The sequence below is a fragment of the Ruegeria sp. BHSC026 genome, from assembly GCF_059613065.1.
Genome location: NZ_JBXWRV010000008.1, coordinates 41,820 through 66,677, shown reverse-complemented (window position 1 = coordinate 66,677; position 24,858 = coordinate 41,820). Strand labels below are relative to the sequence as shown.

At 64.0% G+C, this 24,858-nt stretch carries 26 protein-coding genes; 11 read left to right on the top strand and 15 right to left on the bottom strand.

All coding sequences use genetic code 11. The annotated features are described in order from the left end of the window. Nucleotides 1–54: 54 nt before the first annotated feature. The 8 genes from phbB to AC2FME_RS11790 form a co-directional block, all read right to left on the bottom strand. Nucleotides 55–777, bottom strand: coding sequence for an acetoacetyl-CoA reductase (gene phbB, locus AC2FME_RS11825; RefSeq protein WP_496682989.1), 723 nt, complete (start codon nt 775–777; stop codon nt 55–57). A 196-nt stretch (nt 778–973) separates the two neighbouring features. Next, a complete protein-coding gene (locus AC2FME_RS11820) occupies nt 974–2,149 on the bottom strand; it encodes an acetyl-CoA C-acetyltransferase (protein ID WP_496682987.1) in 1,176 nt (391 codons plus the stop codon). Nucleotides 2,150–2,345: 196 nt separating this feature from the next. After that, on the bottom strand, nt 2,346–3,179 hold the full coding sequence (locus tag AC2FME_RS11815) for an EAL domain-containing protein (RefSeq protein WP_496688011.1): 834 nt from the start codon (nt 3,177–3,179) through the stop codon (nt 2,346–2,348). Nucleotides 3,180–3,265: 86 nt separating this feature from the next. After that, a complete protein-coding gene (locus AC2FME_RS11810) occupies nt 3,266–3,457 on the bottom strand; it encodes a hypothetical protein (protein ID WP_496682982.1) in 192 nt (63 codons plus the stop codon). Nucleotides 3,458–3,546: 89 nt separating this feature from the next. Next, complete coding sequence (locus AC2FME_RS11805) at nt 3,547–4,518, bottom strand: sterol desaturase family protein (protein WP_496800522.1); 972 nt, start codon at nt 4,516–4,518, stop codon at nt 3,547–3,549. Then, nucleotides 4,515–4,901: a hypothetical protein gene (locus AC2FME_RS11800; protein WP_496682978.1), complete on the bottom strand. Its 387-nt coding sequence runs from the start codon at nt 4,899–4,901 to the stop codon at nt 4,515–4,517. Before AC2FME_RS11800 ends, AC2FME_RS11805 begins: the two co-directional genes overlap by 4 nt. 59 nt (nt 4,902–4,960) lie before the next feature. Then, a complete protein-coding gene (locus AC2FME_RS11795; protein WP_496682976.1) occupies nt 4,961–5,290 on the bottom strand; it encodes a hypothetical protein in 330 nt (109 codons plus the stop codon). 81 nt (nt 5,291–5,371) lie between these two features. Then, nucleotides 5,372–5,938, bottom strand: a complete 567-nt coding sequence (locus AC2FME_RS11790; RefSeq protein ID WP_496800521.1) for a TlpA disulfide reductase family protein — start codon at nt 5,936–5,938, stop codon at nt 5,372–5,374. A gap of 21 nt (nt 5,939–5,959) precedes the next feature. Here AC2FME_RS11790 and argH point away from each other — a divergent pair, with 21 nt between their 5' ends. The 6 genes from argH to AC2FME_RS11760 all read left to right on the top strand — a co-directional run bounded on the left by argH (nt 5,960) and on the right by AC2FME_RS11760 (nt 12,971). Then, on the top strand, nt 5,960–7,351 hold the full coding sequence (argH, locus tag AC2FME_RS11785) for an argininosuccinate lyase (RefSeq protein WP_496800520.1): 1,392 nt from the start codon (nt 5,960–5,962) through the stop codon (nt 7,349–7,351). Continuing rightward, nucleotides 7,348–7,530 (top strand): hypothetical protein, encoded by a 183-nt coding sequence (locus tag AC2FME_RS11780; RefSeq protein ID WP_496800519.1) that lies wholly within the window; start codon nt 7,348–7,350, stop codon nt 7,528–7,530. The genes argH and AC2FME_RS11780 overlap by 4 nt, the downstream gene beginning before the upstream one ends. Nucleotides 7,531–7,787: 257 nt before the next feature. Next, entirely contained in the window at nt 7,788–8,243 is a 456-nt protein-coding gene (locus AC2FME_RS11775; RefSeq protein WP_496688023.1) for a hypothetical protein, read from the top strand. 213 nt (nt 8,244–8,456) lie between these two features. Then, nucleotides 8,457–9,062: a TetR/AcrR family transcriptional regulator gene (locus tag AC2FME_RS11770; protein WP_496800518.1), complete on the top strand. Its 606-nt coding sequence runs from the start codon at nt 8,457–8,459 to the stop codon at nt 9,060–9,062. Nucleotides 9,063–9,131: 69 nt separating this feature from the next. Continuing rightward, on the top strand, nt 9,132–10,397 hold the full coding sequence (lysA, locus tag AC2FME_RS11765) for a diaminopimelate decarboxylase (RefSeq protein ID WP_496683256.1): 1,266 nt from the start codon (nt 9,132–9,134) through the stop codon (nt 10,395–10,397). Nucleotides 10,398–10,433: 36 nt separating this feature from the next. Further along, the gene (locus tag AC2FME_RS11760; RefSeq protein ID WP_496683255.1) at nt 10,434–12,971 is read left to right on the top strand and encodes a TIGR02302 family protein; all 2,538 of its coding nucleotides are present in this window, start codon (nt 10,434–10,436) and stop codon (nt 12,969–12,971) included. Between the two features lie 6 nt (nt 12,972–12,977). Here AC2FME_RS11760 and AC2FME_RS11755 read toward each other — a convergent pair whose 3' ends face one another. Continuing rightward, the gene (locus tag AC2FME_RS11755; RefSeq protein ID WP_496800517.1) at nt 12,978–13,721 is read right to left on the bottom strand and encodes a zinc-ribbon domain-containing protein; all 744 of its coding nucleotides are present in this window, start codon (nt 13,719–13,721) and stop codon (nt 12,978–12,980) included. 182 nt (nt 13,722–13,903) lie between these two features. Here AC2FME_RS11755 and AC2FME_RS11750 point away from each other — a divergent pair, with 182 nt between their 5' ends. The 4 genes from AC2FME_RS11750 to AC2FME_RS11735 are packed head-to-tail and all read left to right on the top strand — an operon-like array spanning nt 13,904 to nt 16,809. Continuing rightward, nucleotides 13,904–14,581: a cell division ATP-binding protein FtsE gene (locus AC2FME_RS11750; protein ID WP_496711651.1), complete on the top strand. Its 678-nt coding sequence runs from the start codon at nt 13,904–13,906 to the stop codon at nt 14,579–14,581. Next, entirely contained in the window at nt 14,578–15,477 is a 900-nt protein-coding gene (locus tag AC2FME_RS11745; RefSeq protein ID WP_496796726.1) for a cell division protein FtsX, read from the top strand. The genes AC2FME_RS11750 and AC2FME_RS11745 overlap by 4 nt, the downstream gene beginning before the upstream one ends. Next, complete coding sequence (locus AC2FME_RS11740; RefSeq protein ID WP_496800516.1) at nt 15,477–16,220, top strand: lysophospholipid acyltransferase family protein; 744 nt, start codon at nt 15,477–15,479, stop codon at nt 16,218–16,220. The genes AC2FME_RS11745 and AC2FME_RS11740 overlap by 1 nt, the downstream gene beginning before the upstream one ends. Then, on the top strand, nt 16,204–16,809 hold the full coding sequence (locus AC2FME_RS11735; RefSeq protein WP_496688041.1) for a pyridoxamine 5'-phosphate oxidase family protein: 606 nt from the start codon (nt 16,204–16,206) through the stop codon (nt 16,807–16,809). The genes AC2FME_RS11740 and AC2FME_RS11735 overlap by 17 nt, the downstream gene beginning before the upstream one ends. On the opposite strand, the gene AC2FME_RS11730 is transcribed toward AC2FME_RS11735, so the two are convergent. Continuing rightward, nucleotides 16,810–17,403 (bottom strand): NAD(P)H-dependent oxidoreductase, encoded by a 594-nt coding sequence (locus AC2FME_RS11730; protein ID WP_496711654.1) that lies wholly within the window; start codon nt 17,401–17,403, stop codon nt 16,810–16,812. Between the two features lie 102 nt (nt 17,404–17,505). On the opposite strand from AC2FME_RS11730, the gene AC2FME_RS11725 reads away from it, so the two are divergent. Continuing rightward, a complete protein-coding gene (locus AC2FME_RS11725) occupies nt 17,506–18,084 on the top strand; it encodes a TetR/AcrR family transcriptional regulator (RefSeq protein ID WP_496711655.1) in 579 nt (192 codons plus the stop codon). Nucleotides 18,085–18,102: 18 nt separating this feature from the next. Here the strand turns inward: AC2FME_RS11725 and lpdA are convergent, their stop codons facing one another. The 5 genes from lpdA to AC2FME_RS11700 form a co-directional block, all read right to left on the bottom strand. Next, a complete protein-coding gene (lpdA, locus tag AC2FME_RS11720) occupies nt 18,103–19,491 on the bottom strand; it encodes a dihydrolipoyl dehydrogenase (RefSeq protein WP_496688049.1) in 1,389 nt (462 codons plus the stop codon). A gap of 69 nt (nt 19,492–19,560) precedes the next feature. Continuing rightward, nucleotides 19,561–19,830, bottom strand: coding sequence for a hypothetical protein (locus AC2FME_RS11715; RefSeq protein WP_496711656.1), 270 nt, complete (start codon nt 19,828–19,830; stop codon nt 19,561–19,563). A 4-nt stretch (nt 19,831–19,834) separates the two neighbouring features. Beyond that, nucleotides 19,835–21,340 (bottom strand): 2-oxoglutarate dehydrogenase complex dihydrolipoyllysine-residue succinyltransferase, encoded by a 1,506-nt coding sequence (gene odhB / locus AC2FME_RS11710; protein ID WP_496800515.1) that lies wholly within the window; start codon nt 21,338–21,340, stop codon nt 19,835–19,837. A 6-nt stretch (nt 21,341–21,346) separates the two neighbouring features. Next, nucleotides 21,347–24,301 (bottom strand): 2-oxoglutarate dehydrogenase E1 component, encoded by a 2,955-nt coding sequence (locus AC2FME_RS11705; protein ID WP_496683233.1) that lies wholly within the window; start codon nt 24,299–24,301, stop codon nt 21,347–21,349. Then, nucleotides 24,298–24,840 carry a DUF805 domain-containing protein gene (locus AC2FME_RS11700; RefSeq protein ID WP_496683231.1) on the bottom strand — a complete coding sequence of 181 codons (543 nt, stop codon included), beginning with the start codon at nt 24,838–24,840 and terminating at the stop codon, nt 24,298–24,300. Before AC2FME_RS11700 ends, AC2FME_RS11705 begins: the two co-directional genes overlap by 4 nt. Between the last annotated feature and the right edge of the window lie 18 nt (nt 24,841–24,858).

The window sequence follows — 24,858 nt, the reverse complement described above, 5'->3', positions numbered from 1 at the left end:
GATATAAGAAGGGCCGGCCCAAGGGGTCGGCCCGATTTCGTTTTTCAAGCGCGATCAGACGAAGAACTGCGCCCCGTTGGCCGAGATGGTCGAACCGTTGATGAATTGCGAATCGTCGGAAGCAAGGAACACCACGCAGCGGGCGATTTCTTCCGGTTCGCCCAGGCGACCGGCTGGGATCTGGCCGATGATGGCCTCGCGTACCTTTTCCGGAACGGCCATGACCATCTCGGTCGCGATGTAGCCGGGGCAGATCGCGTTGGCCGTGATGCCCGCCCTTGCGCCCTCTTGGGCCAGCGACTTGACGATGCCCAGATCGCCCGCCTTGGTGGCGGCATAGTTCACTTGGGCAAACTGGCCCTTCTGACCGTTGATCGAACTGATTACGATCACCCGGCCGAACTTGCGCTCACGCATTCCTGGCCAGACGGGGTGGACGGTGTTGAACACGCCCGTCAGGTTGGTGTCGATCACCTGGTGCCACTGTTCGGGGGTCATCTTGTGGAACGGCGCGTCGCGGGTGATGCCGGCATTGGCGACCACGATGTCGATCGGTCCCAGATCCGCTTCGACCTTTGCGATCCCGGCCTTGGACTCGTCATAGTCCGCGACGTTCCATTTGTAGGTGGGGATGCCGGTTTCTTCGGTGAACTTGGCCGCGGCCTCGTCATTCCCCGCATACGAGGCGGCGACATTGTATCCTTCGGCCTTCAGCGCCTTGGAAATCGCCGCGCCGATGCCGCGGGTGCCGCCAGTTACGAGAGCTGTTCGTGCCATTTAGGACTCCTCCATTGAAAATATGGCTTGATAATGTTGCTACAAAAACCGCTACAGCTACGCAATAATCTTTCTCCGGAAAATTGCCGCGCCGCAGAAGAGTTGCCGGGTTGCGTCATCCTTGTGGCCCTTGCGCGTTGGATCGCAAGGGCCACCCCAAAGGCGGTACGGCAGGGCCGGCTACCCGGCTTCGGCCTCAGAGACGCTCCACGCACATGGCAACGCCCATGCCGCCGCCGATGCACAAGGTTGCCAGGCCCTTTTTGGCGTTCCGGCGCTTCATTTCGAACAGCAGGGTGTTCAGAACCCGGCAGCCCGACGCACCGATCGGGTGGCCGATGGCGATGGCGCCGCCGTTGACGTTTACGATCGAGGGATCCCAGCCCATGTCCTTGTTCACGGCGCAGGCCTGTGCGGCAAAGGCCTCGTTGGCCTCGACCAGATCCAGGTCGTCAACCGACCAGCCGGCCTTTTCCAACGCTTTGCGCGAGGCATAGATCGGCCCGACGCCCATGATCGACGGGTCCAGCCCGGCGGTTGCGTAGGACGCGATGCGGGCCAGCGGCTCGATCCCGCGCTTTTCCGCGTTGTCGGCGGACATCAGCAGGGTCGCCGCCGCGCCATCATTGAGGCCGGACGCGTTTGCCGCCGTCACGGTTCCGTCCTTGGTGAAGGCCGGGCGCAGCTTCTGCATGGCTTCGATGGTGGCGCCGTGGCGGATGTATTCGTCGCTGTCCATCACGATGTCGCCCTTGCGCGTCTTGATGGTGAAGGGCACGATCTCGTCCTTGAACTTGCCGGCCTTCTGCGCGGCCTCGGCCTTGTTCTGGCTGGCCACGGCGAATTCGTCCTGCATGTCGCGGCTGATCTGCCACTTCTCGGCCACGTTCTCGGCGGTCTGACCCATGTGGTAGCCGTTGAACGCATCCCACAGACCGTCGCGGATCATCGTGTCGATATAGGTCATGTCGCCCATCTTGTGGCCTGCGCGCAGCGATGCCGCATGGGGCGACAGGGTCATGTTTTCCTGTCCGCCGGCGCAGACGATCTCGGCATCGCCCAGCTGGATGTGCTGAGCGCCCAGTGCGACGGCGCGCAGCCCCGAGCCGCAGACCTGGTTGATGCCCCAAGCCGCGCTTTCCGTGGGCAAGCCGGCGTTGATGTGGGCCTGACGGGCGGGGTTCTGGCCCTGTGCCGCGGTCAGGACCTGGCCCATGATGGTCTCGCTCACCTCAGCCTTATCGATCCCGGCGCGTTCGACGACGGCTTCCAGAACGGCCGCGCCCAGATCATGTGCGGGGGTGTTCGCGAACGAACCGCCAAAACTGCCGACGCCCGTACGCGCGGCGGATGCGATTACAACGTTTGTCATTGAGTCATTCCTTTACCGTCATGGTCCTAATGGGAAATCTGACGGCGCAGGTCGCAGAGAGCCTCTCTGACGATGCAAGAGCGCCTCGTGATCCCCCGCTCCAGCCCCTCTGCAATAGCGCAACGCTGCATGTGCAGCAACGGACAGCTTGTCTCAGACGGCGACCGGGGGACGGGCTGGCGCGGTCATGAGGCGCTCAACTTGCGGTTTTCTCGGCGCTTTTCTGTTCCCACGGTGGTTTGACCGACGGGGCGCCGAACAGAAATCCCTGAAGGCAATCCACGCCGCTGGCCATCAGGAACTCGGCGTCCTCCCGGGTCTCGACCGATTCGGCGATCACCAGGATTTCGAATTCGCGGGCCACGGCGATCAGGGCGCGGACCAGCGCCTGATTGTCGGGGTTGGTGCTGATGCCGCGCACGAATTGTCCGTCAATCTTGGCGGCGTCGAAAAAGAACTCGCGGAAATGGCGGAAGCTGAAGTTGCTGGCCCCGAAATCATCCAGGGTGAAGGCGACCCCCTTGTCCTGCAGTCGGTCCATGAAGTCGATCACCAGTTCCGGCACCTGCATGGCGGAATCCTCGGAGATTTCCAGGATCAACCGTTCGCCGATGGTGGGGTCGCGTTTCAAAAACCGCTCCAACACGCGCGACCAGCGCGCATAGCCGATCGAGCGTGCGGACATGTTGATGGCCAGTCGGATTTCGGGGTTGCGGGCCATTGCCCGCAAGCCTTTTTCCAGCGCCACGCAATCCAGATCGCGCCCGATCGGGGTGTTTTCGACCTGCGGCATGAATTCCCGCGCGGGAATCACCCGGCCGGTTTCATCCAGAACGCGGATGAACCCTTCGTAGAAGGCGACCCCGTGGGGCGGCCGGGCTTGCATCACCGGTTGATAGGCCAGGTGGCATTGCCTGTGCCTGACCGCCTCGGTCGCCATTTGTACGGCCGATCTGTCGCGCGCAGAGACGGCCGAATTCAGCGGGCTGTCCGCGCCTTCCGGCAGATCTGACAAATCCTTTTTCCCCATCGCGCCGAATCCTTCTGAGACACCGAAATCGGTTCCCTCTCAGTTTCGCGTGCAACAGGTGAATTTGCGGTTAAGGGCGGGCCGCTTCAGCGGGTGGACGAGGTGATTGGCTGCATTGCCACGACGGCGCCGATGACAGCGCCCAGCATCCCGAACCCCATACCGGCCAGACCCAGAACGAGAAGCCCCGACAGCGGTTGCGCGGCCAGTGCGCTGAGCATTGCGGTGGCCAGACCCAACAGACCGACGATGGTCGAACAAACTGTGAATCGTGTCATCGGGACCTCCGGGTTGGGCAAATTTACCCAAGGAGACGTGGTTCCGGGGGGCGGAGATTCAAGGCCGGCCTGCCATCACCGCCGCGTGATCAGGCCCGTTCCGCTTGTTGGTTGGACAGATTTTTATCGAATTGCTCGAAACCGGGTGTTCCGCGATCTTCAGGGTGGCGGGCCAGGTGCTTGGCCTTGATCTGCTCGGAGCTGTCGCGGCTGCCGTCATGGCTGTAGCCCGGCGGGGCAAAACAATAGGCCAGCCGCTGTTTCAGGGTCAGGCCCGGTTGGGTCGCGTCACGCCAAATGGCCACCCATTCGTGAAAGGCCACGCGCAGCGGGTTGAAGGTGCCGATATTGTGCACCAGGCCATAATCGACCCGGTCGTCCTCCTGTTCGGGGACGAATGTGCCGAACAGCTTGTCCCAGATGATGAACACTCCGGCATAGTTGCAATCCAGATAGCGCGCGTTGCGGCCGTGGTGGGCGCGGTGGTGGCTGGGGGTGTTCATGACCGCCTCGAACAAGCGGGGCATCTTGCCGATGGCCTCGGTGTGAATCCAGAACTGGTAGATCAGGTTCAGGCTGCCGCAGAACAGCACCATCGCCGGGTGGAACCCCAGCAGGATCAGCGGCGCACGCACGACCATCATGAAGGTGAAGGTATAGGTCCAGGTCTGCCGCAGGGCGGTGGTCAGGTTGTAGTGCTGCGAGCTGTGGTGGTTCACATGGCTGGCCCAGACCCAGCGGATACGATGCCCGAACCGGTGCACCCAGTAATAGCGCAGGTCATCCAGCACAAAGCACAGGATGATCACCGGAATCGATGTGCCCAGATCCAAGGGCGTGATCTTCCACAGCCACATGAAGAATCCATAGGCGATGAAGCCCAGCAGGAACCCGGACGCGATGTTGCCTGCCCCCATAATCAGTGAGGTCACGGCGTCGCGGGTTTCATACCGGCCGCCACGGCCCTTCATGGCGATCCATAGAAATTCGGCCAGGATGGCGGCGATGAAGAACGGGACTGCCCATTGGACGACATCGGGAAAACTGATCTGGTCGGTCATGCGGGCTCCAGCAGGTGACGCCAGTGGCGGCGCTCGGTTTCGTCAAGGCGGACGGTGACGCCGGGGGTGGCGAAGTCGTGGAACTGGACCTCGATGCCCTCGGGGTGGTCGATCCAGTCGAAATCGCGCAGGTGGCGGGCCACCGTGTCGGCGCCAAAGGACCACAACAGGCCCGGCCCGGTCTCGGTGCGCACCAGCGCCGCGTGGCCGTCATGGGTCAGGGTGACGTCGATGATGGTGTCGTCGGGAAAATGGCGCACCCATTCGGCGCGCGCGGTATCTGCGCTCAGCACGCGTAGGCGCGATTTGCCTGTCAGATGCAGCAGTGCGGTGATGCCGGCAATGCCACCGACCACCAGAACCAGCAGGATTTCCAGCGGCATGATGTCCTCCCGCAGGCAGAGTGCAAGCGGGGTCAGGCCCTGTCAAAGGTGGCGTTGCGTCAGGTGCCGTCGTGCGGCTCCAGCAGTTCGTGTCGGACAACGCGCTCGACGAAGGGCACCAGCCCCTCGGGCCCTGAGGCGCGATCCTTGAGGTGAATGCAGATATCCGGCCGCCGCGCCGCGATGATACCCACCAGTTCGCCGCGCACCTTGTCATCGAGGCCCGCGCCCATGATCGCGCAGGCGATGCGCGGTTCGGCGTCCAGTTGCCGCCGCACCTCGTCGGGATCATGCGCGCCCAGCCACCGGATCGGAAGGTGGTCCAGTTGCCGCGCCACATCGCCGATCACGTTGGGCAGCCGGCCGATCAGCAAAACCACCGGTTTCATCTCAGCCTCCTGTCTGTTGCCAATGAAAAACCGGCCCTGTTCAGGCCGGTTCCAGTCTAGCACAAAAGGCCCGTCAGGTGGTCATCTTTCGGGGTTCAGCAGGGCCGCGATGATCGCCTTGGCGCTGTCCGAGTTCCATTCGGCATCGCCGATCAGCCGCGCGATTTCCTGGCCGTCGGGGTCGATGATCACGGTGATCGGCAGGCCGACGATGCCCATCTCGCGGGCGACGGCCTGTTTCGGGTCCTGGTGGCGAGGCAGGTTGGTGATGCCGTTTTCGTCAAAGAACTTCTTGATCCCCGCGGGCGAGTTGCGCCCGGTGGCCAGCGTCAGAACCTCGAACTGGTCTCCGCCGAATTCCTCCTGCAGCTCGGCGATCTGGGGCATCTCCTTGCGGCAAGGCGCGCACCAAGTGGCCCAGAAGTTGAGCACAACGTATTTGCCGCGATAATCCGCCAGCGTGGCGGTGCCTTTGTCGTTTTCAAGCTGGAACTCCGCCATCGAGACCGGCTTGGGTTCAGAATGCAGGATCAGCTTTTTCATGCTGCCTTGGCGCAAGGCTTCAAGGGATGCGACATCGGCGGCCAAAGCGGCATTTGCACCCAGCGCAAGGGCCATATAAAGGGGGATCAGACGAAACAGGCGCATATCAACTCCGGGTTTTCCAGCATGACCGAACAATCCTCGAACCAGATGTGGGGCGGCCGCTTTGCCGCCGGACCAGACGCGATCATGGAGGCGATCAATGCCTCGATCGGGTTCGACCGACGGATGGCGGCCCAGGACATCGCGGGCTCGCGTGCCCATGCCGCCATGCTGGCCGCCACGGGCGTCATAAGTGATAGTGATGCCGAGGCCATTCGGGAAGGGCTGCTCACCGTTTTGTCAGAGATCGAACGCGGTGAGTTCCAGTTTTCGACTGCGCTGGAAGACATCCACATGAATGTCGAGGCGCGGCTGAAAGAGATCATCGGCGAGCCCGCAGGCCGCCTGCACACGGGCCGCAGCCGCAATGACCAGGTGGCGACCGATTTCAAATTGTGGGTCCGCGATCAGCTGGACGCCGCCGGATCCGGCCTGCTGGCCCTGATCCGCGCGCTTTTGGCGCAGGCCGAGGCCGGGGCCGATTGGGTCATGCCCGGATTCACCCACCTGCAGACCGCGCAGCCGGTGACCTGGGGCCACCACATGATGGCCTATGTCGAGATGTTCGGCCGCGACCTCAGCCGCGTGCGGGATGCGCGCGCCCGGATGAACGAATGCCCGCTGGGTGCTGCGGCGCTGGCCGGCACGTCTTTCCCGATCGACCGGCACATGACGGCGCAGGCGCTGGGCTTTGACCGGCCCGCCGCCAACTCGCTGGATGCGGTCAGCGACCGGGACTTCGCGCTGGAATTTTTGTCGGTGGCCTCGATCTGCGCGGTGCACCTGTCGCGCTTTGCCGAGGAACTGGTGATCTGGTCCTCGGCCCAGTTCCGTTTCGTCACCCTGTCCGACCGGTTCTCGACCGGCTCGTCGATCATGCCTCAGAAAAAGAACCCCGACGCCGCTGAACTGATCCGCGCCAAGGTGGGCCGGATCTTTGGTGCCAACACGGCGCTGATGATGGTGATGAAGGGCCTACCGCTGGCCTATTCCAAGGACATGCAGGAAGACAAGGAACAGGTCTTTGACGCCGCCGACAACTGGATGCTGGCGCTGGCCGCAATGGAAGGCATGGTCAAGGACATGACCGCCAACCGCGACAGCCTGGCCGCTGCCGCCGGCTCGGGCTTTTCCACCGCGACCGATCTGGCCGACTGGCTGGTGCGTGTGCTGGGCCTGCCCTTCCGTGATGCGCACCACGTCACCGGATCGCTGGTCGCCATGGCCGAGAAGAAGGGCTGCGACCTGCCCGATCTGACGCTCGAGGACATGCAATCGGTCCACGCGGGCATCACGCAGGATGTCTATTCTGTCCTTGGCGTGGATAATTCGGTAAACTCGCGCCAGTCCTATGGTGGTACGGCCCCGGACCAGGTCCGGGCTCAGATCGCCCGTTGGAAGGAGTTGCTGAAATGACAACCTTGCGCGTGATTGCCCTGATCGCGGCCGCCTTGGCTTTGGCAGCCTGCGGCGCCGACGGAGAGCCCGTCCAGCCGACCCTGAACGCCAATGTGGGCGTTTCGACCAGTGGCGCTTATGTCGGTGGCGGGGTTGGCTTGCACAAGGGGCCGATCAGCGTGTTTTTCGGGATTTGATCCCGCAATCTGCTTGAAAGCGGCGCGCCAGCCACCATGTCGCATGTGACCCGAGGAAAAGGCATAGATATGAAACTGATCGGCCTGATCTTGTCGCTTGCTGTACTGGCGGCCTGCGAGTCCACGAGCGCACAGCGGTCGCAGCCTGTGGAAGAGCCCGCGCGCTCAGGGGCTGGAGTGTCCGTTTCTGGTTACGCGCGGGCAGGGATTTCAAAGACCTTCTGATCGGTTGCCTGCGTTTGTCAGCCGGCCACGGAGTGTCCGCGCTGGCGCAGACACTCGATCAAGATGTCGCGCCGGGTATTGCGCATTTCGGCCGCGCCAGCGACGGCCCCCGCCGCCGATCCCACGGCCGCACCGGCCAAAGCGCCTTCGGCGTTGCCGACCGTATCGTCCGACAGACCGGCCAGAGCGCCGACTCCGGCCTCGATCAGGGCCTGTTACCGAGTTTCCGGGTTCCACAGGTTCTGGGACTTGGCCAGGGCGCGGCACTGGTCCAGATCAGCGGCATAAGCCGGGCCCGGCTCGGCTGCCAGAACGGGTTGGTGTTGCGCCCGGTGCCGCTGCAGGTGGCCGTGATCAGGGCCAGCGGCAAGGCCGCCACTTTGAATTGTTCCGTGAACAACATGAATTTTCCTTTCGTTTGGGATGTTCAACAGGCGTCGGTGCCGCGCCTGTCGTGGCGTGGCCCAAGCTCTGGTTCGGGTGTGTGAGGCGGGTTCAGAAATGGCCCAGGCCGCGTTGGGCCGGCGTTGATTTGTGACGAGTGCGCCATGACAGGACCCTATTAATGACTGGTGGGTCATAAATGGAGACGGCTTTAATGACCCGGTAGTCATCAAAAAATTGAAATTGCGTGACGCTGCGTCCAGTCTGCGTCAAGAGGGGCGCGCCGTAAGAAAGCCGTAAGAAAATTGAGGGGCAAGATGCCGAAGATCGTCGATCGAGAAGAGATGCAGGGGCGCATATTGGATGCGGCCATGGCATGCTTTCTGGATCAGGGCTATCACGCCACAAAGATGCAGGACTTGGCCCGCCAGGCCGCGATGGCCAAGGGCACACTGTATCTGTATTTCCAAAGCAAGGAGGCTTTGCTTCTGGCGTTGCTGCGGCGGTATTTCGAGGATATCCGCGCTCGCATCAGCGACATCCCGGCCCCGCAGACGCTGGACCAGTTCATGACCGGGCTGCGTCTGTCCATGCCTGCCGACCGCCTGGCGGCGACGCGGCTGTTCTTTGACGTGCTGGGCCCCGGTTTCCAGGACCCGCGCGCGGCCGAGATCATCGGCGGGTTCTTCGCCTGGCTGGCCGATCACTATGCGGATCAGTTGGCCCCCTTGATCCGCGCGGGTGAAATCCGCAGCGACCTGAGTGCGCAGGCCGCGGCGCAGGCGGTGACGGCGATGCTGGACGGGCTGGTGATCCATCTGGCGATCTTCGGGGTCGGGGAAGATGTCTTTGAGGCCCGGCGCGATGCCACGTTGGCCCTGCTCGAGACCGGCCTGAGGGGCGGCGTGGCGCCACCGGGCTAGGCCCTGTTTGCCTGCCCGCGCCGCAAACCCCGTTGATCCGCAGGGCCGTTATGGTCTAAGCGCGCAGACATGGATCATTTTCTGTACCGCGACGGCGCGCTGCACGCCGAAGATGTCCCGATCGCCCACATCGCCGAGGCGGTCGGAACGCCGTTCTATGTCTATTCCACGGCCACGCTGCTGCGGCACTTTCGCCTGTTCGACGACGCCCTGGCGGGCACCGACCATCTGGTCTGCTATGCGATGAAGGCGGCCAGCAACCAGGCCATCCTGAAAACGCTGGCGCAGGCGGGCGCTGGAATGGACGTGGTTTCGGGCGGCGAGTACCTGCGGGCCAAGGCAGCGGGTGTGCCGGGCGAAAAGATCGTGTTCTCAGGCGTCGGCAAGACGGCCGAGGAGATCCGCACCGCGCTGACAGGTGGTATTCGCCAATTCAACGTCGAATCGGAACCCGAGATGGAGGTGATCAACGCCGTCGCGCAGGAACTGGGCGTGATCGCGCCGATCACCGTTCGCGTGAATCCGGACGTTGATGCCAAGACACATGCCAAAATCGCCACAGGTAAATCCGAAAACAAATTCGGTATCCCGATCGCCCGTGCACCCGAGGTCTATGCCCATGCCGCCAACCTGCCGGGGCTGAAGGTGGTGGGCATCGACGTTCATATCGGCTCGCAACTGACCGATCTGGAGCCGTTCCGCCTGGCCTATTCCAAAGTCGCCGAGCTGACAGAACAGCTGCGTGCGCAAGGCCACGACATCCGTCGGCTGGACCTGGGCGGCGGCCTGGGCATCCCCTATGCGCGTTCGAACGAGGCGCCGCCGCTGCCGGTCGAATACGGCGCGATGATCAAGGAAACGCTGGGCCATCTGGGCTGCGAGATCGAGATCGAGCCGGGCCGCCTGATCGCGGGTAACGCAGGGCTGATGGTGTCGAAGGTGATCTATGTAAAGTCGGGCGAAGGGCGCGATTTCCTGATACTGGACGGGGCGATGAACGATTTGATCCGTCCGGCCATGTACGATGCCTATCATGACATCGTCCCCGTCATCGAACCCGCACCGGGGGTCGAGCAGCGCCCCTATGACATCGTCGGCCCGGTCTGCGAAACCGGCGACACCTTTGCCAAGCAGCGCAACATGCCGCCGCTGACCCCCGGCGATCTGGTCGCATTTCGCAGCGCCGGTGCCTATGGCGCGGTGATGGCCAGCGAATACAACACCCGCCCGCTGATCCCCGAGGTTCTGGTGAATGGCGATCAATTTGCGGTTATTCGTGAACGGCCCACCTTTGACGAAATCATAAACCGCGATACCATACCGGAGTGGCTCTGACGCGATGACCGCGCGGGCCTGACCCGGAGGCCCGCCGTGACCGACAGATCGAACCTGCCCATTCCCAAGGCGTCCCTGTGGCTGACCCATGGCGGGATGCTGGCCGAGCAGGCGTTGCGGGCCTTTTGGCCTTTCCTGTCATTGCTGATGCTGGTTCTGGGCCTGCTGATGCTGGGCGTTCAGGACATGGTCGGCGTCGAAACGGTCTGGATCGCGGGCGGGATGGCCGCCGTGGCGCTGTGTGCGACGTTGATTTGGGGCGCGCGCAGGTTTCACCTGCCAACCCGGGCGCAGGCACTGGTCCGGTTGGACGAAACCCTGCCCGGACGACCTATCCAGGCTTTGATGGACGATCAGGCCATCGGCGCGATGGACCCGGATTCGGTGGCGCTGTGGCGAGCGCATCAGGCGCGTATGGCCGCGCGAGCGGCCCAGGCCGGGCCGGTCCGACCGGATCTGGACCTGAACCGGAGAGATCCCTTTGGCCTGCGCTTCGTCGCGATGCTGGCGCTGGTGGTTGGGCTGGTGTTCGGCTCGTTCTGGCGTATCGGGTCGGTGACGGAAATGACGCCGGGTGCCGCGACGGCGGGTCAGGGTCCCAGCTGGGAAGGCTGGGTCGAGCCGCCCCGCTATACCGGCTTGCCGACCCTGTATCTGGCCGATCAGTCCGGCTCGACCCTGTCTATTCCGCAAGGCAGCCATGTTACCCTGCGATTCTACGGTGCGGTCGGGGCGCACAGCCTGACGGAAACAACCTCGCGCGGCGGGGCTGAGGCCGCAACGGAGCCGGAACAGGATTTCATCGCCGAGCAATCCGGCCGCCTGTCGATCGAAGGTCCGGCCGGGCGCGACTGGTCGGTCCAGATTATCGCTGACACGCGGCCGCAGATCGACGTGGCGGCGCCGCCGACCGCCGAGGCGGGGGGGCAGATGAAACTTCCCTTTGCGGCACGCGACGATTACGGCGTGGTTTCGGGCGAGGCCCGGATTGAGCTGGACCTTGCCGCGGTCGACCGCCGTTACGGCCTGGCCACGGTGCCCGACCCGCGCGAGGCCATCACCGTTCCTCTGCCGATGCCGATCGCCGGCGACCGCAGCGATTTCACCGAGGACCTTATCGAGGATTTCTCGCAGCACCCCTGGGCGCATCTGCCGGTCAGGATCACCCTGTCGGCGCAGGATGCCGCCGATCAGACTTCGGATGCCGAACCCTATCAAACCGCGCTGCCCGCGCGTCGGTTCTTTGACCCGCTCGCTGCGGCGGTGATCGAACAGCGGCGCGATCTGTTGTGGGCGCGGGCTAACGCGCCGCGCGTGGCGCAGGTGCTGCGCGCCGTGTCGCACCGTCCCGAAGACATCTTCCGCTCGGAAACCGCCTATCTACGCCTGCGCTTCATCCTGCGCCGGCTGGAAACCTTCACCGAGTTCGGTCTGAAACCGGAACAGCAGGAGGAAATCGCCCAGGCGCTGTGGGATCTAGCCCTGTTGATCGAGGAAGGCACGCTGGCGGATGCGCTGGAACGGATGCGCCGGGCGCAGGAACGGCTGACCGAGGCGATGAAGAACGGCGCCAGCGACGAGGAGATCGCCGATCTGATGCAAGAACTGCGCGAGGCGACCGACGAATATCTGCGCCAACTGCAGCGATTGGCGCAAGAGAATCAGGGCGGCCAGCAGGGTCAGCAGAACCAGAACGGCGAGACCATGCAGATGACGCAGGATGACCTGCAGCGCATGATGGACCGCATTCAGGAACTGATGGAACAGGGCCGCATGGCCGAGGCGCAGCAGGCGCTGGAGGAATTCCAGCAGATGATGGAAAACATGCGCGTGACCCAAGGTCAGGGTCAGGGCGGCCAGTCGGAAGGGCAACAAGCCATGGAAGGCTTGGCCGAAACCCTGCGCGAACAACAGGGCCTGAGCGACGAGGCCTTCCGCGACCTGCAGGAACAGTTCAACCCGGGGGCTCGGGCCGGTGAAAGCCAGGGCAACGAGGGCCAGTCCGGCGGGCAGGGCCGGGGCCAGAGCCACGAGGGTCAAGGCGGGCAGGGCTCGGACCAATCCGGCGAAGGCCAGAGCGGTGAAGGGATGCTGGCGGATCGCCAGCAGGCGCTGCGGGAAGAATTGCGACGCCAGCAACAGAACTTGCCCGGGGCCGGAACGCCCGAAGGCGACGCGGCACGGGAATCGCTGGGCCGCGCCGGGCGGGCCATGGACGAGGCCGAACAGGCCCTACGCGATCAGGATCTGGCCGAGGCCATCGACCGTCAGTCCGAAGCGATGGAGGCCTTGCGCGAGGGCATGCGGTCACTGGGCGAAGCCATGGCCCAGAATCAGCAGAACCAGCCGGGTCAGGGCACGCAGGATGGCGACATGCAGGCCAACAATCGCGATCCGCTGGGCCGGAATCCGGGCGCGGCGGGGTCGATCTCGACGGACGAGAACCTGCTGCAGGGCGAAGACGTCTATCGTCGGGCGCGCGAGCTGTTGGATGAAATCCGCCGTCGCACCGGCGAAACAGACCGCCCGAAGATCGAACTCGAATATCTCAAGCGGTTGCTCGAACGGTTCTGAAGCGGCCTATTCGGCTGCCGAACCCGCCTGCGTTTCCAGCCAGACGCGGGCCTGATCGACCAGGTTCACATAAGACTGAAGGACCGGTTCGGCCTGCGGTACCGCCTCGCTGATCTGTCGGGCATTTCCGTAGATCAGAAACAGCACCACGCCGATGATCAGCATCAGGGCAAACCCGCGCATGAACCCGCCCGAGCGGCGCGGTGCCGCCTCGGTTGCAGGGGCGGCGTCTGCCGCCGCATCCCCGCGCAGGCTGGAATTGATGCTGTCCACGTCCGGCAAGGCGCCAGTCTGCGCGGCGTTGCCTGCGATTTCGGTGGCAGCGGGCGGCTTGGTGGCGGGCGCCGGTTTGGGCGGAGTGTCCAAGCCCAGATCCGGCTGGCTTTCAAGGCTGGTGCCTTCCTTGGCGCGCAATTCCGCCTCGCGGGCGGCCTCCTCCTGGAGAATGCTGGCGACCGTGGGGTCCACGCTGCTGCGCGGCTCCGGTTTCGGGGCTTCGGATCCGGGCGCAGGTCTGGCCGTGTCTTCCGGCTTGGGCGCGGTAGGCTCGTCTGGGTCTTCAGGCGGCGTCTCGGTCGAGGTCGGTGCGGGCTCATTTTCGGCCACATCCGTCTGACCGTCCTTGTCGGGATGCTTGGGTTGGAACCATGTCTGTTCACAATTGGAACATTGCACGTCCCGACCGGTTTCCGGAATGACATCGTCCGGCACTTCGTACTGGGCGTTACAGTTCGGGCATGTTAGTCGCATACAGCCTCCGCGGCCGGCATGGGCCAGTTCGTCATTTTTCCAAGGATGATAGTCCGTTAAGACATATCAGCAAAGCGCGATTTCCGCAGGTCGTGCCAAGTGTCGCCAAATGGACCCGGTGCGGGCATTGAAACCGGGGGCGGGCTCGGGCAAGAAGGGCGCAACCGAAAATGGGGGCAGGCGTGATCGAGCTGGAAAATGTCAGCTACGGCTATGGTGGCGGTGAGCTGCTGAGCGATGTCTCGGTTCAGTTGCAGCCGGGGTCTTTCCATTTCCTCACCGGGCCGTCGGGGGCTGGCAAGACCACGCTGCTGAAACTGTGCTACGGGGCGCTGCTGGCCAGTTCGGGGCGGATCAGTGCCTTTGATGAGGACATCGCCCGGCTGGACCGCGATCAGATGGCCCTGCTGCGGCGCCGGATCGGGGTGGTGCATCAGGATTGCCGGTTTCTGGATCACATGACCCTGGCCGAGAACGTGGCCCTGCCGTTGATGGTGTCAGGCCGCGCGGAGGAGTCCCACGGTGCCGATCTTGCCGAATTGCTGACATGGGTCGGCCTCGGCAGCCGCATGGACGCCCTGCCGCCCGAACTGTCGGGCGGCGAGCGGCAACGGGCTGCGCTGGCCCGCGCGGTGATCCTGTCGCCCGACGTGGTGCTGGCGGATGAGCCCACCGGAAACGTAGATTGGGAGATGTCGCAGCGGCTGATGCAGCTGTTGATCGAGCTGAACCGCATGGGCAAGACGGTGGTGATCGCCACCCATGACCTGAGCCTGATCCGGGCGGCCAAAAGCCATGTGCAGGCGCGGGTGCTGCGGATCTCGCAGCGGCGGCTGCATCTGGCGGGGGCAGACCTATGATCGGGCAGGACATCCGCACACTGTTGCGCCGCGACACAAGGGCAGACCGCGTGGTGCCGCCCACCGGCTTCACCGCCCATCTGACCCTGTTCGTCTCGGGCGCGATGGCGTTTCTGGCCGTGTTCGCGCTGGCGCTGTCGCTGGCCGCAGGCCGGTTGGCCGATCGCTGGGCTTCGGAGCTGGCCGGAGCGGCCACTCTGCGGATCAATGCGCCCGCTGAACAGCGCGCCGCGCAGACGCAGGCGGCGTTGGAGGTTCTGAAACAGACCCCCGGCGTGGCCTCGGCCCGCGCGATCAGCGCCGAGGAGCAGGCCGCGCTGCTGGCCCCCTGGTTTGGACCAGACCTGCCGCTGGACACGCTGCCGGTGCCGCAGCTGATCGAAATCATCGAGGGCGAGCCAGGGCTGGACACGATGGGCCTGCGCCTGCGGCTGGCGGCCGAGGTGCCCGGAGCCGTTCTGGATGACCATTCCCGCTGGCGCGAGCCGCTGGTCGATGCGGCTACCTCGTTGCGGCGGTTGGGCTGGATCTCGATCTTGCTGATCGGTGGGGCCACGGCGGCGATGATCACGCTTGCGGCCAATGCCTCGCTTGCGGCCAACGCCCAGATCATCGAGGTGTTGCGTCAGGTCGGCGCGCGCGACCGTTTCATCGCCGGCGCTTTCGTGCGGCGGTTTACCTGGCGCGCGTTTTTCGGTGCTGTGGTGGGGGCGGTTCTGGGCCTGACCGGGGTGCTGCTGCTGCCCGAGGCCTCGGACGCGGGCGGTTTCCTGACCGGCCTTGGGTTTCAGGGACTCGATTGGCTACTGCCCGCCGTAATCCCCATTCTGGGCGCGGCAGTGGCCTTTGCCGCGACATGGTCGGCGGCCCGTCGCAAATTGAAGGAGCTTTCGTGATGGCAATGGCGTTCCAATGGGTGCGCTCGCTGATCTTCATGGTCACGATCTACGCATGGATGGCGGTTCTGGGCCTGGTCTTCGCGCCCTATGCGCTGTTCTCCAAGCGCGGGGCATTGCGCGCCTGCAAGATCTATGCGCGCACCACTATTTGGCTGGCGCGCTGGATGGTGGGCATTCGCGGCGAGGTGCGCGGCAACGTGTCCACGGGCGAGGTGGTGATCGCCGCAAAGCACCAGTCATTCTTCGATATCATCCTGATCTTTGACGCGGTTCCCCACGGCAAGTTCATCATGAAGCGCGAACTGCTGTGGACTCCAATCATCGGTATGTACGCACGTCGACTGGGTTGTATACCGGTCGATCGAGGCAAACGCGGCGCCGCGGTGGCCAAGATGGTCAAGGACGTCGCCAAGGAGTTTACCGAACCCGGACAGCTGGTGATCTATCCGCAGGGCACCCGCGTGGCGCCGGGGGTCTACAAGCCCTACAAGGTCGGCTCCGCCGTTCTGTACGAGGGGCTGGGCTTCCCCTGCGTGCCGGCGGCCACCAATGTGGGAGTATTCTGGCCCCGGTCGGGAATTCTGCGTAAACCCGGCCATGCAATCGTCGAGTTCCTCGACCCGATCGAACCGGGTGTCGATCGCGAAAACTTTCTGGCCAGGCTGGAAGAAGTGATCGAGACGCGCTCGAACGAATTGATGCGCGAAGTTGGGTTTGATCCGGATGCGGTACATCAATGACATCACCGCGCTCGAGACGTTGTACGGCACCCCCGGCGCGGCCTCGTTGCGCAAGGTCGCGCGGCAGCTGACGCCGCTTTACCGTAAATGGATTATGGCGTCGCGTCTGTGCGTGCTGTCCACGGTGGGGCCAGAAGGGGTGGATGGCAGCCCCCGGGGTGATGACGGCCCGGTAGTCACGGAACTTGACCCCGGCACCCTTGCCTTGCCCGACTGGCGCGGCAACAACCGCCTGGACAGCCTGCGCAACATCGTGCGCGATCCGCGTGTAGCGCTGATGTTCATGGTGCCCGGCTCGAACAACGTGGTGCGGGTGAATGGCACTGCCCGGTTGACGGCCGATTCCGACCTGCGCGCCCGGTTCGAGAAAAAGGGCAAGCAACCGGCCACCGTGATCGTTATCGAAATCGGGGAAATCTACACGCAATGCGCCCGCGCGCTGATGCGGGCCGAAACCTGGACCGGCGGCGATCGCAGTGCCGGATTGCCGACAGTGGGCGAGATCCTGGCCGAGGTGTCGCAGGGCGAGGAAGGCGGCGCACGCTACGACCGGGAATGGGGTGCGCGCGCCGCAAAGACGATGTGGTGATCACGCTGCCGCTGCGCCCAGCCGGGTGACCCGCGCGATCCATTTCTGGACGCTGTCCTGCTTGGGGTAGCTGGCGCCGGAAAACCAGGTGAACCGTGTCGGCTTGAACCCGACGAACCCCAGAACCTGTCCGCGCATCTGGTGGATCAGCGCCCGGCGATAGGCCAGCCGCATGAACCAGCCCGGCGTGTCCGAGGTGATGATGACCCGCGCGGTCCGCCCGCCCAGCATCGGCGCCGGAAGCCCCAGCTTGTTGGGATTGCGGGTGTCGAACGTGCGGCCCGGGATGAACATCCGGTCGATCAGCCCCTTGAGCTTGGCAGGCAGGCCGCCCCACCACATGGGCATCGTCAGTACCAGGTGATCGCTCCATTCGAAATCCTGCAGAACCTGTTCCAGAACCGGCTCCAGCGGTTTGAAATCATGATAGTTGCCCTGTCCGAAATCGAAATCGAACTCCAGATCGCTGAGGTGAACGGTTTTCACGTCATGACCTTTTGCGCGGGCGGCTTGGGCATAGGTGTCGGCAAAGGTGCGCGACAGGCTGCTTTCGGCGGGGTGACCGTCGAGAATGAGAATTTTCTTGGGTTGCATCGGAGTTCTCCTAAAATTGACCACGGTCATTTTATAGAATCAAAAAATGACCACGGTCAATATAAAATTTGACCACGGTCAAAAAACATGCGAACAAGCCTCATGCAAAAGACAATTCAGAAACGAACCCTGAAAACCCGCGCCAAGCTGCTGCAGGCGGCGGCGGATGTGGTGCAAAAGAACGGATACCAGGCATTGCGCGTGGAAGAGGTGGTGCAGGCCGCCGGCGTGGCCAAGGGCACCTTCTTTGCCCATTTCCACGACAAGGACGCGCTGATGGAGATCCTGATCGGCGAAAAACTGGACGCTTGTCTGGATCAGGCGCAGGCGGCGGAACCGCCGAACACCGTGCCCCAGATCATCGAGGCCCTGGCCCCGGTGCATGATTTCATGATGTCGGAACGCTATGTGTTCGACCTGCTGATCCGTTATTCCGGTGCCGCCGCGATCTCTGAAATCGGGCCGATCGCCTATTGCTTCGAGAAATACTTTCGGATCGTGATGATTTGGCTGGATCAGGCCGAGGTCCGACAGGACGTGTCGACCGACCTGCTGGCCGAGGGCGTGCAGGCCTTTGCCATCCAGGCCATGTCACTGAAATTCTGCGCCCTGCATTCGGCGACGACATTCACCGACCGGCTGGAAACCTATCTGCGGGCGTGGCTGACTCCGGCGGCCTGACCGCCGGAGCCGAACTCATCAGGCGTGGATCGGACCGTCTCCGCAAGCCAGCGCGGCCTCGCGCACGGCCTCGGAATAGGTCGGGTGCGCGTGGCAGGTCAGGGCCAGATCCTCGGCCGAGGCGCCGAATTCCATCGCCACGCAGACCTCGTGGATCAGATCGCCCGCACCGGGGCCGATGATGTGGCAGCCCAGGATACGGTCGGTCTCCTTGTCGGCCAGGATCTTGACGAACCCGTCGGCGGCAAAATTCGCCTTGGCGCGGCCATTGCCCATGAAGCTGAACTTGCCGACCTTGTAGGCGCGGCCCTGCTCCTTGAGGGTGGCTTCGGTCTCGCCGACATTGGCAACCTCGGGCCAGGTGTAGATCACGCCCGGAATGACGCCATAATTCACATGGCCATGCTTGCCCGCGACCACTTCGGCGGCGGCCATGCCTTCGTCCTCGGCCTTGTGAGCCAGCATCGGGCCTTCGATCACGTCGCCGATGGCGTAGATGCCCGGCACGTTGGTCTGCCAGTCCTTGCCCACCTTGATCTGGCCGCGCGGGGTCAGCTCGACCCCCAGCGCATCCAGCCCCAGACCGTCATGGAACGGCTTGCGCCCGGTGGCGACCAGAACGGTGTCGGCCTCGATCACGTGCTCGCTGTCATCCTTGCGCAGCTTGTAGGTCACCTTGGCCTTGGTCTTGGTCGCCTCGGTCTTTTGCACCGCGGCGCCCATGACGAAGTTCAGGCCCTGCTTTTTCAGGATGCGCTGGAAGGTCTTCTGCACCTCGGGGTCCATGCCTGGGGTGATGACGTCGAGGTATTCGATCACCGTCACCTCGGCGCCCAGACGCTGGTAGACCGAGCCCAGTTCCAGCCCGATCACGCCTGCGCCGATCACCACCAGCTTTTTCGGGATCTTGCCCAGCTCCAGCGCGCCGGTCGAGGTTACAACGACCTTCTCGTCCACCTCGACGCCGGGCAGCGAGGCCGCCTCGGACCCGGTGGCGATGATGATGTTCTTAGCCTCGTGCACGTCGTCACCAACCTTGACCTTGCCGGGCGCAGGGATCGAGCCCCAGCCCTTGAGCCAGTCGATCTTGTTCTTCTTGAACAGGAACTCGACACCTTTGGTGTTGGTGTCGATCACGTCCTGCTTGTAGGCCTGCATCTGTTTCCAGTCGACCGAGGGGCTTTTGCCCTTGAGGCCCATCTTGGCAAAGTTGTGCTCGGCCTCGTGCAGTTGGTGGCTGGCATGCAACAGCGCCTTCGAGGGGATGCAGCCCACGTTCAGACAGGTGCCGCCCAGCGTCTCGCGCCCTTCGACGACGGCGGTTTTCAGGCCCAGCTGCGCGCAGCGGATGGCGCAGACATAGCCGCCGGGACCGGCGCCGATTACGATGACGTCATAGTTAGCCATTTTGTTCTCCCAAATCCGCGGAGTGTATTTTGAACGGCGACCCGAAGTGCGGGCCGCCGGTGTTTCGGCCTAGACCGGTGTCAGCAGCTTGACCTGGATATGTGCCACGCCACCGCGTTCGTGATGCATGGCCAGTTCTTCCGAGTCGAAGAACGCCCGGGCCTTGTCCAGGTCGGCGACTGCGAACAGCGCCACCGCGTGGTCACGCTGATCGGGGTCTTTCCACACATGCAGGTCGACGATCCCGGCCGCCTTGCGCATGGGCTGATCCTCGCGGAACACCTTCAGCCAGGCGTCGAAATCGGCCACGTCGGCCTGCCATAGAACATGCGTTGCCATGCGATTACAGGTCCATCAGCAGACGGCGCGGATCTTCCAGCGCCTCTTTCACGCGCACCAAGAAGGTGACCGCGCCCTTGCCATCGACGATCCGGTGGTCATAGGACAGGGCCAGATACATCATGGGGCGGATCTTGATCTCGCCATTGATGACCATCGGGCGTTCCTGGATCTTGTGCATGCCTAGGATGCCCGACTGCGGGGGGTTCAGGATCGGCGAGGACATCAGCGAGCCATAGACGCCACCGTTGGAGATGGTGAAGGTGCCGCCCTGCATCTCGGCCATGCTCAGCTTGCCTTCGCGGGCGCGCTTGCCCTTCTCGGCGATGGCCTTCTCGATCTCGGCGAAGGACATCCGGTCGGCGTCGCGGATCACCGGAACCACCAGACCCTGCGGGGTGCCGGCGGCCACGCCCATGTGGACGTAGTTCTTGTAGACGATGTCATTGCCGTCGATCTCGGCATTGACCTCGGGCACTTCTTTCAAAGCGTGGCAGCAGGCCTTGGTGAAGAAGGACATGAAGCCCAGGCGCACGCCGTGCTTCTTCTCGAACTGGTCCTTGTACTGGTTGCGGATGGCCATCACCTCGGTCATGTCCACCTCGTTGTAGGTGGTCAGGATCGCGGCGGTGTTCTGCGCGTCCTTCAGACGCTTGGCGATGGTCTGGCGCAGGCGTGTCATGCGCACGCGTTCCTCGCGCGCGGCGTCCTCGGCGGCCACGGGCGCGCGCGGGGCGGCGGCCGGTGCCGGGGCGGCCGCGGCAGGGGCGGCGGCGGTGGCCACGGCGCGGGCCACGTCTTCCTTCATGATGCGGCCATCGCGGCCGGTGCCGGTGACCTGATCGGCCGACAGGCCGGCCTCGGCCATGGCCTTTTCGGCCGACGGCGCATTGGCCACGTCCTTGCCGGTGGCGGCTGCTGCGGGGGCCGGGGCGGCCGCGGCCGGAGCAGCGGGCGCGGCGCCTGCTTCAGCGCCCGAGATCACGGCCAGTTTGCCGTTGGCCTCGACGGTTGCGCCTTCGGGGGCCAGGATCTCGGCCAGAACGCCGGCTGCGGGGGCGGGAACCTCGACCGAGACCTTGTCGGTCTCCAGCTCGCACAGCATCTCGTCCTGCGCGACGGTGTCGCCGACCTTCTTGAACCAGGTCGAAACAGTGGCTTCGGTCACCGATTCACCCAGCGTGGGCACCATCACGTCGACGCTGCCGCCCGAGGCCGCAGGGGCAGCCGCCGGGGCGGTTTCGGCCTTGGCCGGGGCGGGGGCGGCACCCTCGCCGGCCTGGATCGTGGCCAGCAGGGCATCGACACCCACGGTCTCGCCTTCGGCCGCGACGATCTCGCCCAGCACGCCGGCGGCGGGCGAGGGTACCTCGACCGTGACCTTGTCGGTCTCGAGCTCGCACAGCATTTCATCGACCGCCACGGTGTCGCCGGGCTTCTTGAACCAGGTCGCAACGGTGGCTTCGGTCACCGACTCGCCAAGCGTTGGAACACGAACTTCAATCGTCATCGTTTCTTATCCTTCAATGCTCAGCGCTTCGTTCACGAGCGCCTCTTGTTGGGCTTTGTGTTGGCTGGCCAGACCCGTCGCGGGCGAGGCCGAGGTGGCGCGGCCCACATAGCTGGGCCGGGTATGCTTGGCGCCGATCCGGGTCAGGACCCATTCGATGTTGGGTTCGATGAAGCTCCAGGCGCCCTGGTTCTTGGGCTCTTCCTGGCACCAGACCATCTCGGCCTGTTTGAACCGCTCAAGCTCGTTGATCAGCGAATGGGCCGGGAACGGATAGTATTGCTCGATCCGCAGCAGATAGATGTCGTCGATCCCGCGCGCGTCGCGCTCCTCGAGCAGGTCGTAGTAGACCTTGCCCGAACACATCACCACGCGCTTGATCTTGTCGTCGGGCACCAGTTGCGTGTCCGAATTGCCCTTTTGCGCGTCGTCCCACAGCACCCGGTGGAAGCTGGACCCGGTGGTGAAGTCCTCGGCATTGCTGATGGCCAGCTTGTGGCGCAGCAGCGATTTCGGCGTCATCAGGATCAGCGGCTTGCGGAAGGTGCGGTGCAGCTGACGGCGCAGGATGTGGAAATAGTTCGCGGGCGTGGTGCAGTTGGCCACGATCCAGTTGTCCTGGCCGCACATCTGCAGGAACCGCTCCAGTCGCGCCGACGAGTGCTCGGGGCCTTGCCCCTCGAACCCGTGCGGCAGCAGGCAGACAAGGCCGGACATGCGCAGCCATTTGCTTTCGCCCGAGCTGATGAACTGGTCGAACATGATCTGCGCGCCATTGGCGAAATCGCCGAACTGGGCCTCCCACAGAACCAGCGCGTTGGGCTCGGCCAGCGAATAGCCGTATTCGAAGCCCAGAACCGCGTATTCCGACAGCATCGAGTCGATTACCTCGTACTGGGCCTGTCCGGAGCGGATGTGGTTCAGGGGATAGTAGCGCTCTTCGGTTTCCTGGTTGATGAAGCCCGAATGGCGCTGGCTGAAGGTGCCGCGGGTGGCGTCCTGCCCCGACAGGCGCACCGGGTAGCCCTCGGTCAGCAGCGACCCGAAGGCCAGCGCCTCGCCGGTGGCCCAGTCAAAGCCCTGACCGGTTTCGAACATCTGCTTCTTGTGTTCCAGCAGGCGGCCCACCGTCTTGTGCAGGGCAAAGCCTTCGGGCACCTTCACCAGCGCCTTGCCGACCTCGGCCAGGGTGTCGGGCGAAATCGCGGTTTCGCCGCGGACATATTCTTCCTTGTTCTTGTCCAGATGCGACCAGCGCCCGTCCAGCCAGTCGGCCTTGTTGGGCTTGTATTCCTTGGCGGCCTCGAACTCGTCGTTCAGATGCGCCTGGAACGCGGCCTTCATGTCCTCGATCTCGCCCTCGGGGATCAGTCCGTCCTTGACCAGCCGCTCGGTGTACAGCGACAGCGTGGTCTTGTGGGTCTTGATCTTCTTGTACATGATCGGGTTGGTGAACATGGGCTCGTCGCCCTCGTTGTGACCGAACCGGCGATAGCAGAACATGTCGATGACCACGTCCTTGTGGAACTTCTGCCGGAACTCGGTCGCCACCTTGGCCGCATGCACCACCGCCTCGGGGTCGTCGCCGTTGACGTGGAAGATCGGGGCCTCGACCATCAGCGCGATGTCGGTCGGATAGGGGCTCGAACGCGAGAAATGCGGCGCGGTGGTAAAGCCGATCTGGTTGTTCACCACGATATGCATGGTGCCGCCGGTGCGGTGGCCGCGCAGACCCGACAGGCCAAAGCCCTCGGCCACCACGCCCTGACCGGCAAAGGCCGCGTCTCCGTGCAGCAGAACGCCCATGACCTGGGTGCGCTCGGTGTCGCCGTGCTGGTCCTGCTTGGCGCGGACCTTGCCCAGAACAACCGGGTTTACCGCCTCCAGGTGCGAGGGGTTCGCCGTCAGCGACAGGTGCACGGTGTTGCCGTCGAACTCGCGGTCGCTCGAGGCGCCCAGGTGGTATTTCACGTCGCCCGAGCCGTCCACGTCCTCGGGCTTGAAGCTGCCGCCCTGGAATTCGTTGAAGATGGCGCGGTAAGGCTTGCCCATCACGTTGGCCAGAATGTTCAGACGGCCGCGGTGCGGCATGCCGATGACGATTTCCTTCAGACCCAGCGCGCCACCGCGCTTGATGATCTGCTCCATCGCCGGGATCAGCGCCTCGCCCCCGTCCAGGCCGAACCGCTTGGTGCCCATGTATTTCACGTGCAGGAACTTCTCGAAGCCTTCGGCCTCGACCATCTTGTTCAGGATCGCCTTGCGGCCTTCCTTGGTAAAGGCGATTTCCTTGCCGTAACCCTCGATCCGTTCCTTCAGCCAGGCGGCCTGTTCCGGGTCGGAAATATGCATGTACTGCAGTGCGAAGGTGCCGCAATAGGTGCGCTTCACGATCTCGACGATCTGGCGCATGCTGGCGACTTGCAGACCCAGCACGTTGTCGATGAAGATCGGCCGGTCCATGTCGGCGTCTGTGAAGCCATAGGTCTTGGGGTCCAGCTCGGGGTGGGGCTCGGTCGAGCGCATGCCGAGCGGGTCGAGATCGGCAACCAGGTGCCCGCGGATGCGGTAGGCCCGGATCAGCATCAGGGCGCGGATCGAGTCCAGCACCGCGCGCTTGACCTGCTCGTCGCTGACCTCGACGCCCGCCTTGGCGGCCTTTTCCTTGATCTTGTCGCCGGCCGCCTTGGCATCGGTCTCGGCCCATTCGCCGGTCAGGGCGCCGGTCAGGTCATCATTGGGCATCGGCGGCCAGTCGGGGCGCGCCCAGGAGGGGCCCTGCGCCTCTTTCTGGACGTCGGGTGCTGCGTCTCCCATCTGCCGGAAGAACTCGGCCCAGGCCGCGTCGATGGCGCCGGGGTCCTTGGTGTACTGGGCGTAAAGCTGCTCCAGATACTCGGCATTGTGCCCCTGCATGAAGCTCGAGGCATGGAAGGCGGAATTGGGCGAGTGTTCGGTCATTGGGCTACCTCATATGGGTTGGGACCGTATTTGTTGGTGCCCGGCTGGCTGGGGCGGGACAGCCACCACAGCACCAGCAGGGGCGACACGAAAAGAACCAGCAGCGTCGGGATCACGATCAGCAGCGTGGCGCGGGTAAACAGGATGTCGAGGTTTCCGCCATGCTGGAAGCTCGAGGCGAGGCCGATGCCAAAGACCAGAACGGCCGCAGCCCCAAGGATCAGAAGGACCGGTAGCAGGGCATAAAGCCCACTGCGCCCGGTATCGTGCATCCGCCGCCAGGCCACGGCCAGATGCGGGAAAAACACGATCAGGCCGACAATCGTCTGAACCGGCTGGCTGGATACCGCGGTGACCGAGGTTCCGGCCTCGGTCTGGATGGTCGAAACCTGGGTGAAGAACTGCCAGTCGATGACTGCGGCGATCGCGTTCCAGATCACGATGAACAGCAAAAAATACCAATACTCGGGGCGAGAGGCCCGCCCCGAGAAGGTGAAATACTTGGAGAAACACGTTCTGACGGCTTCGGTGAAGGTCATGTGTTTCGCTCCGCTGGG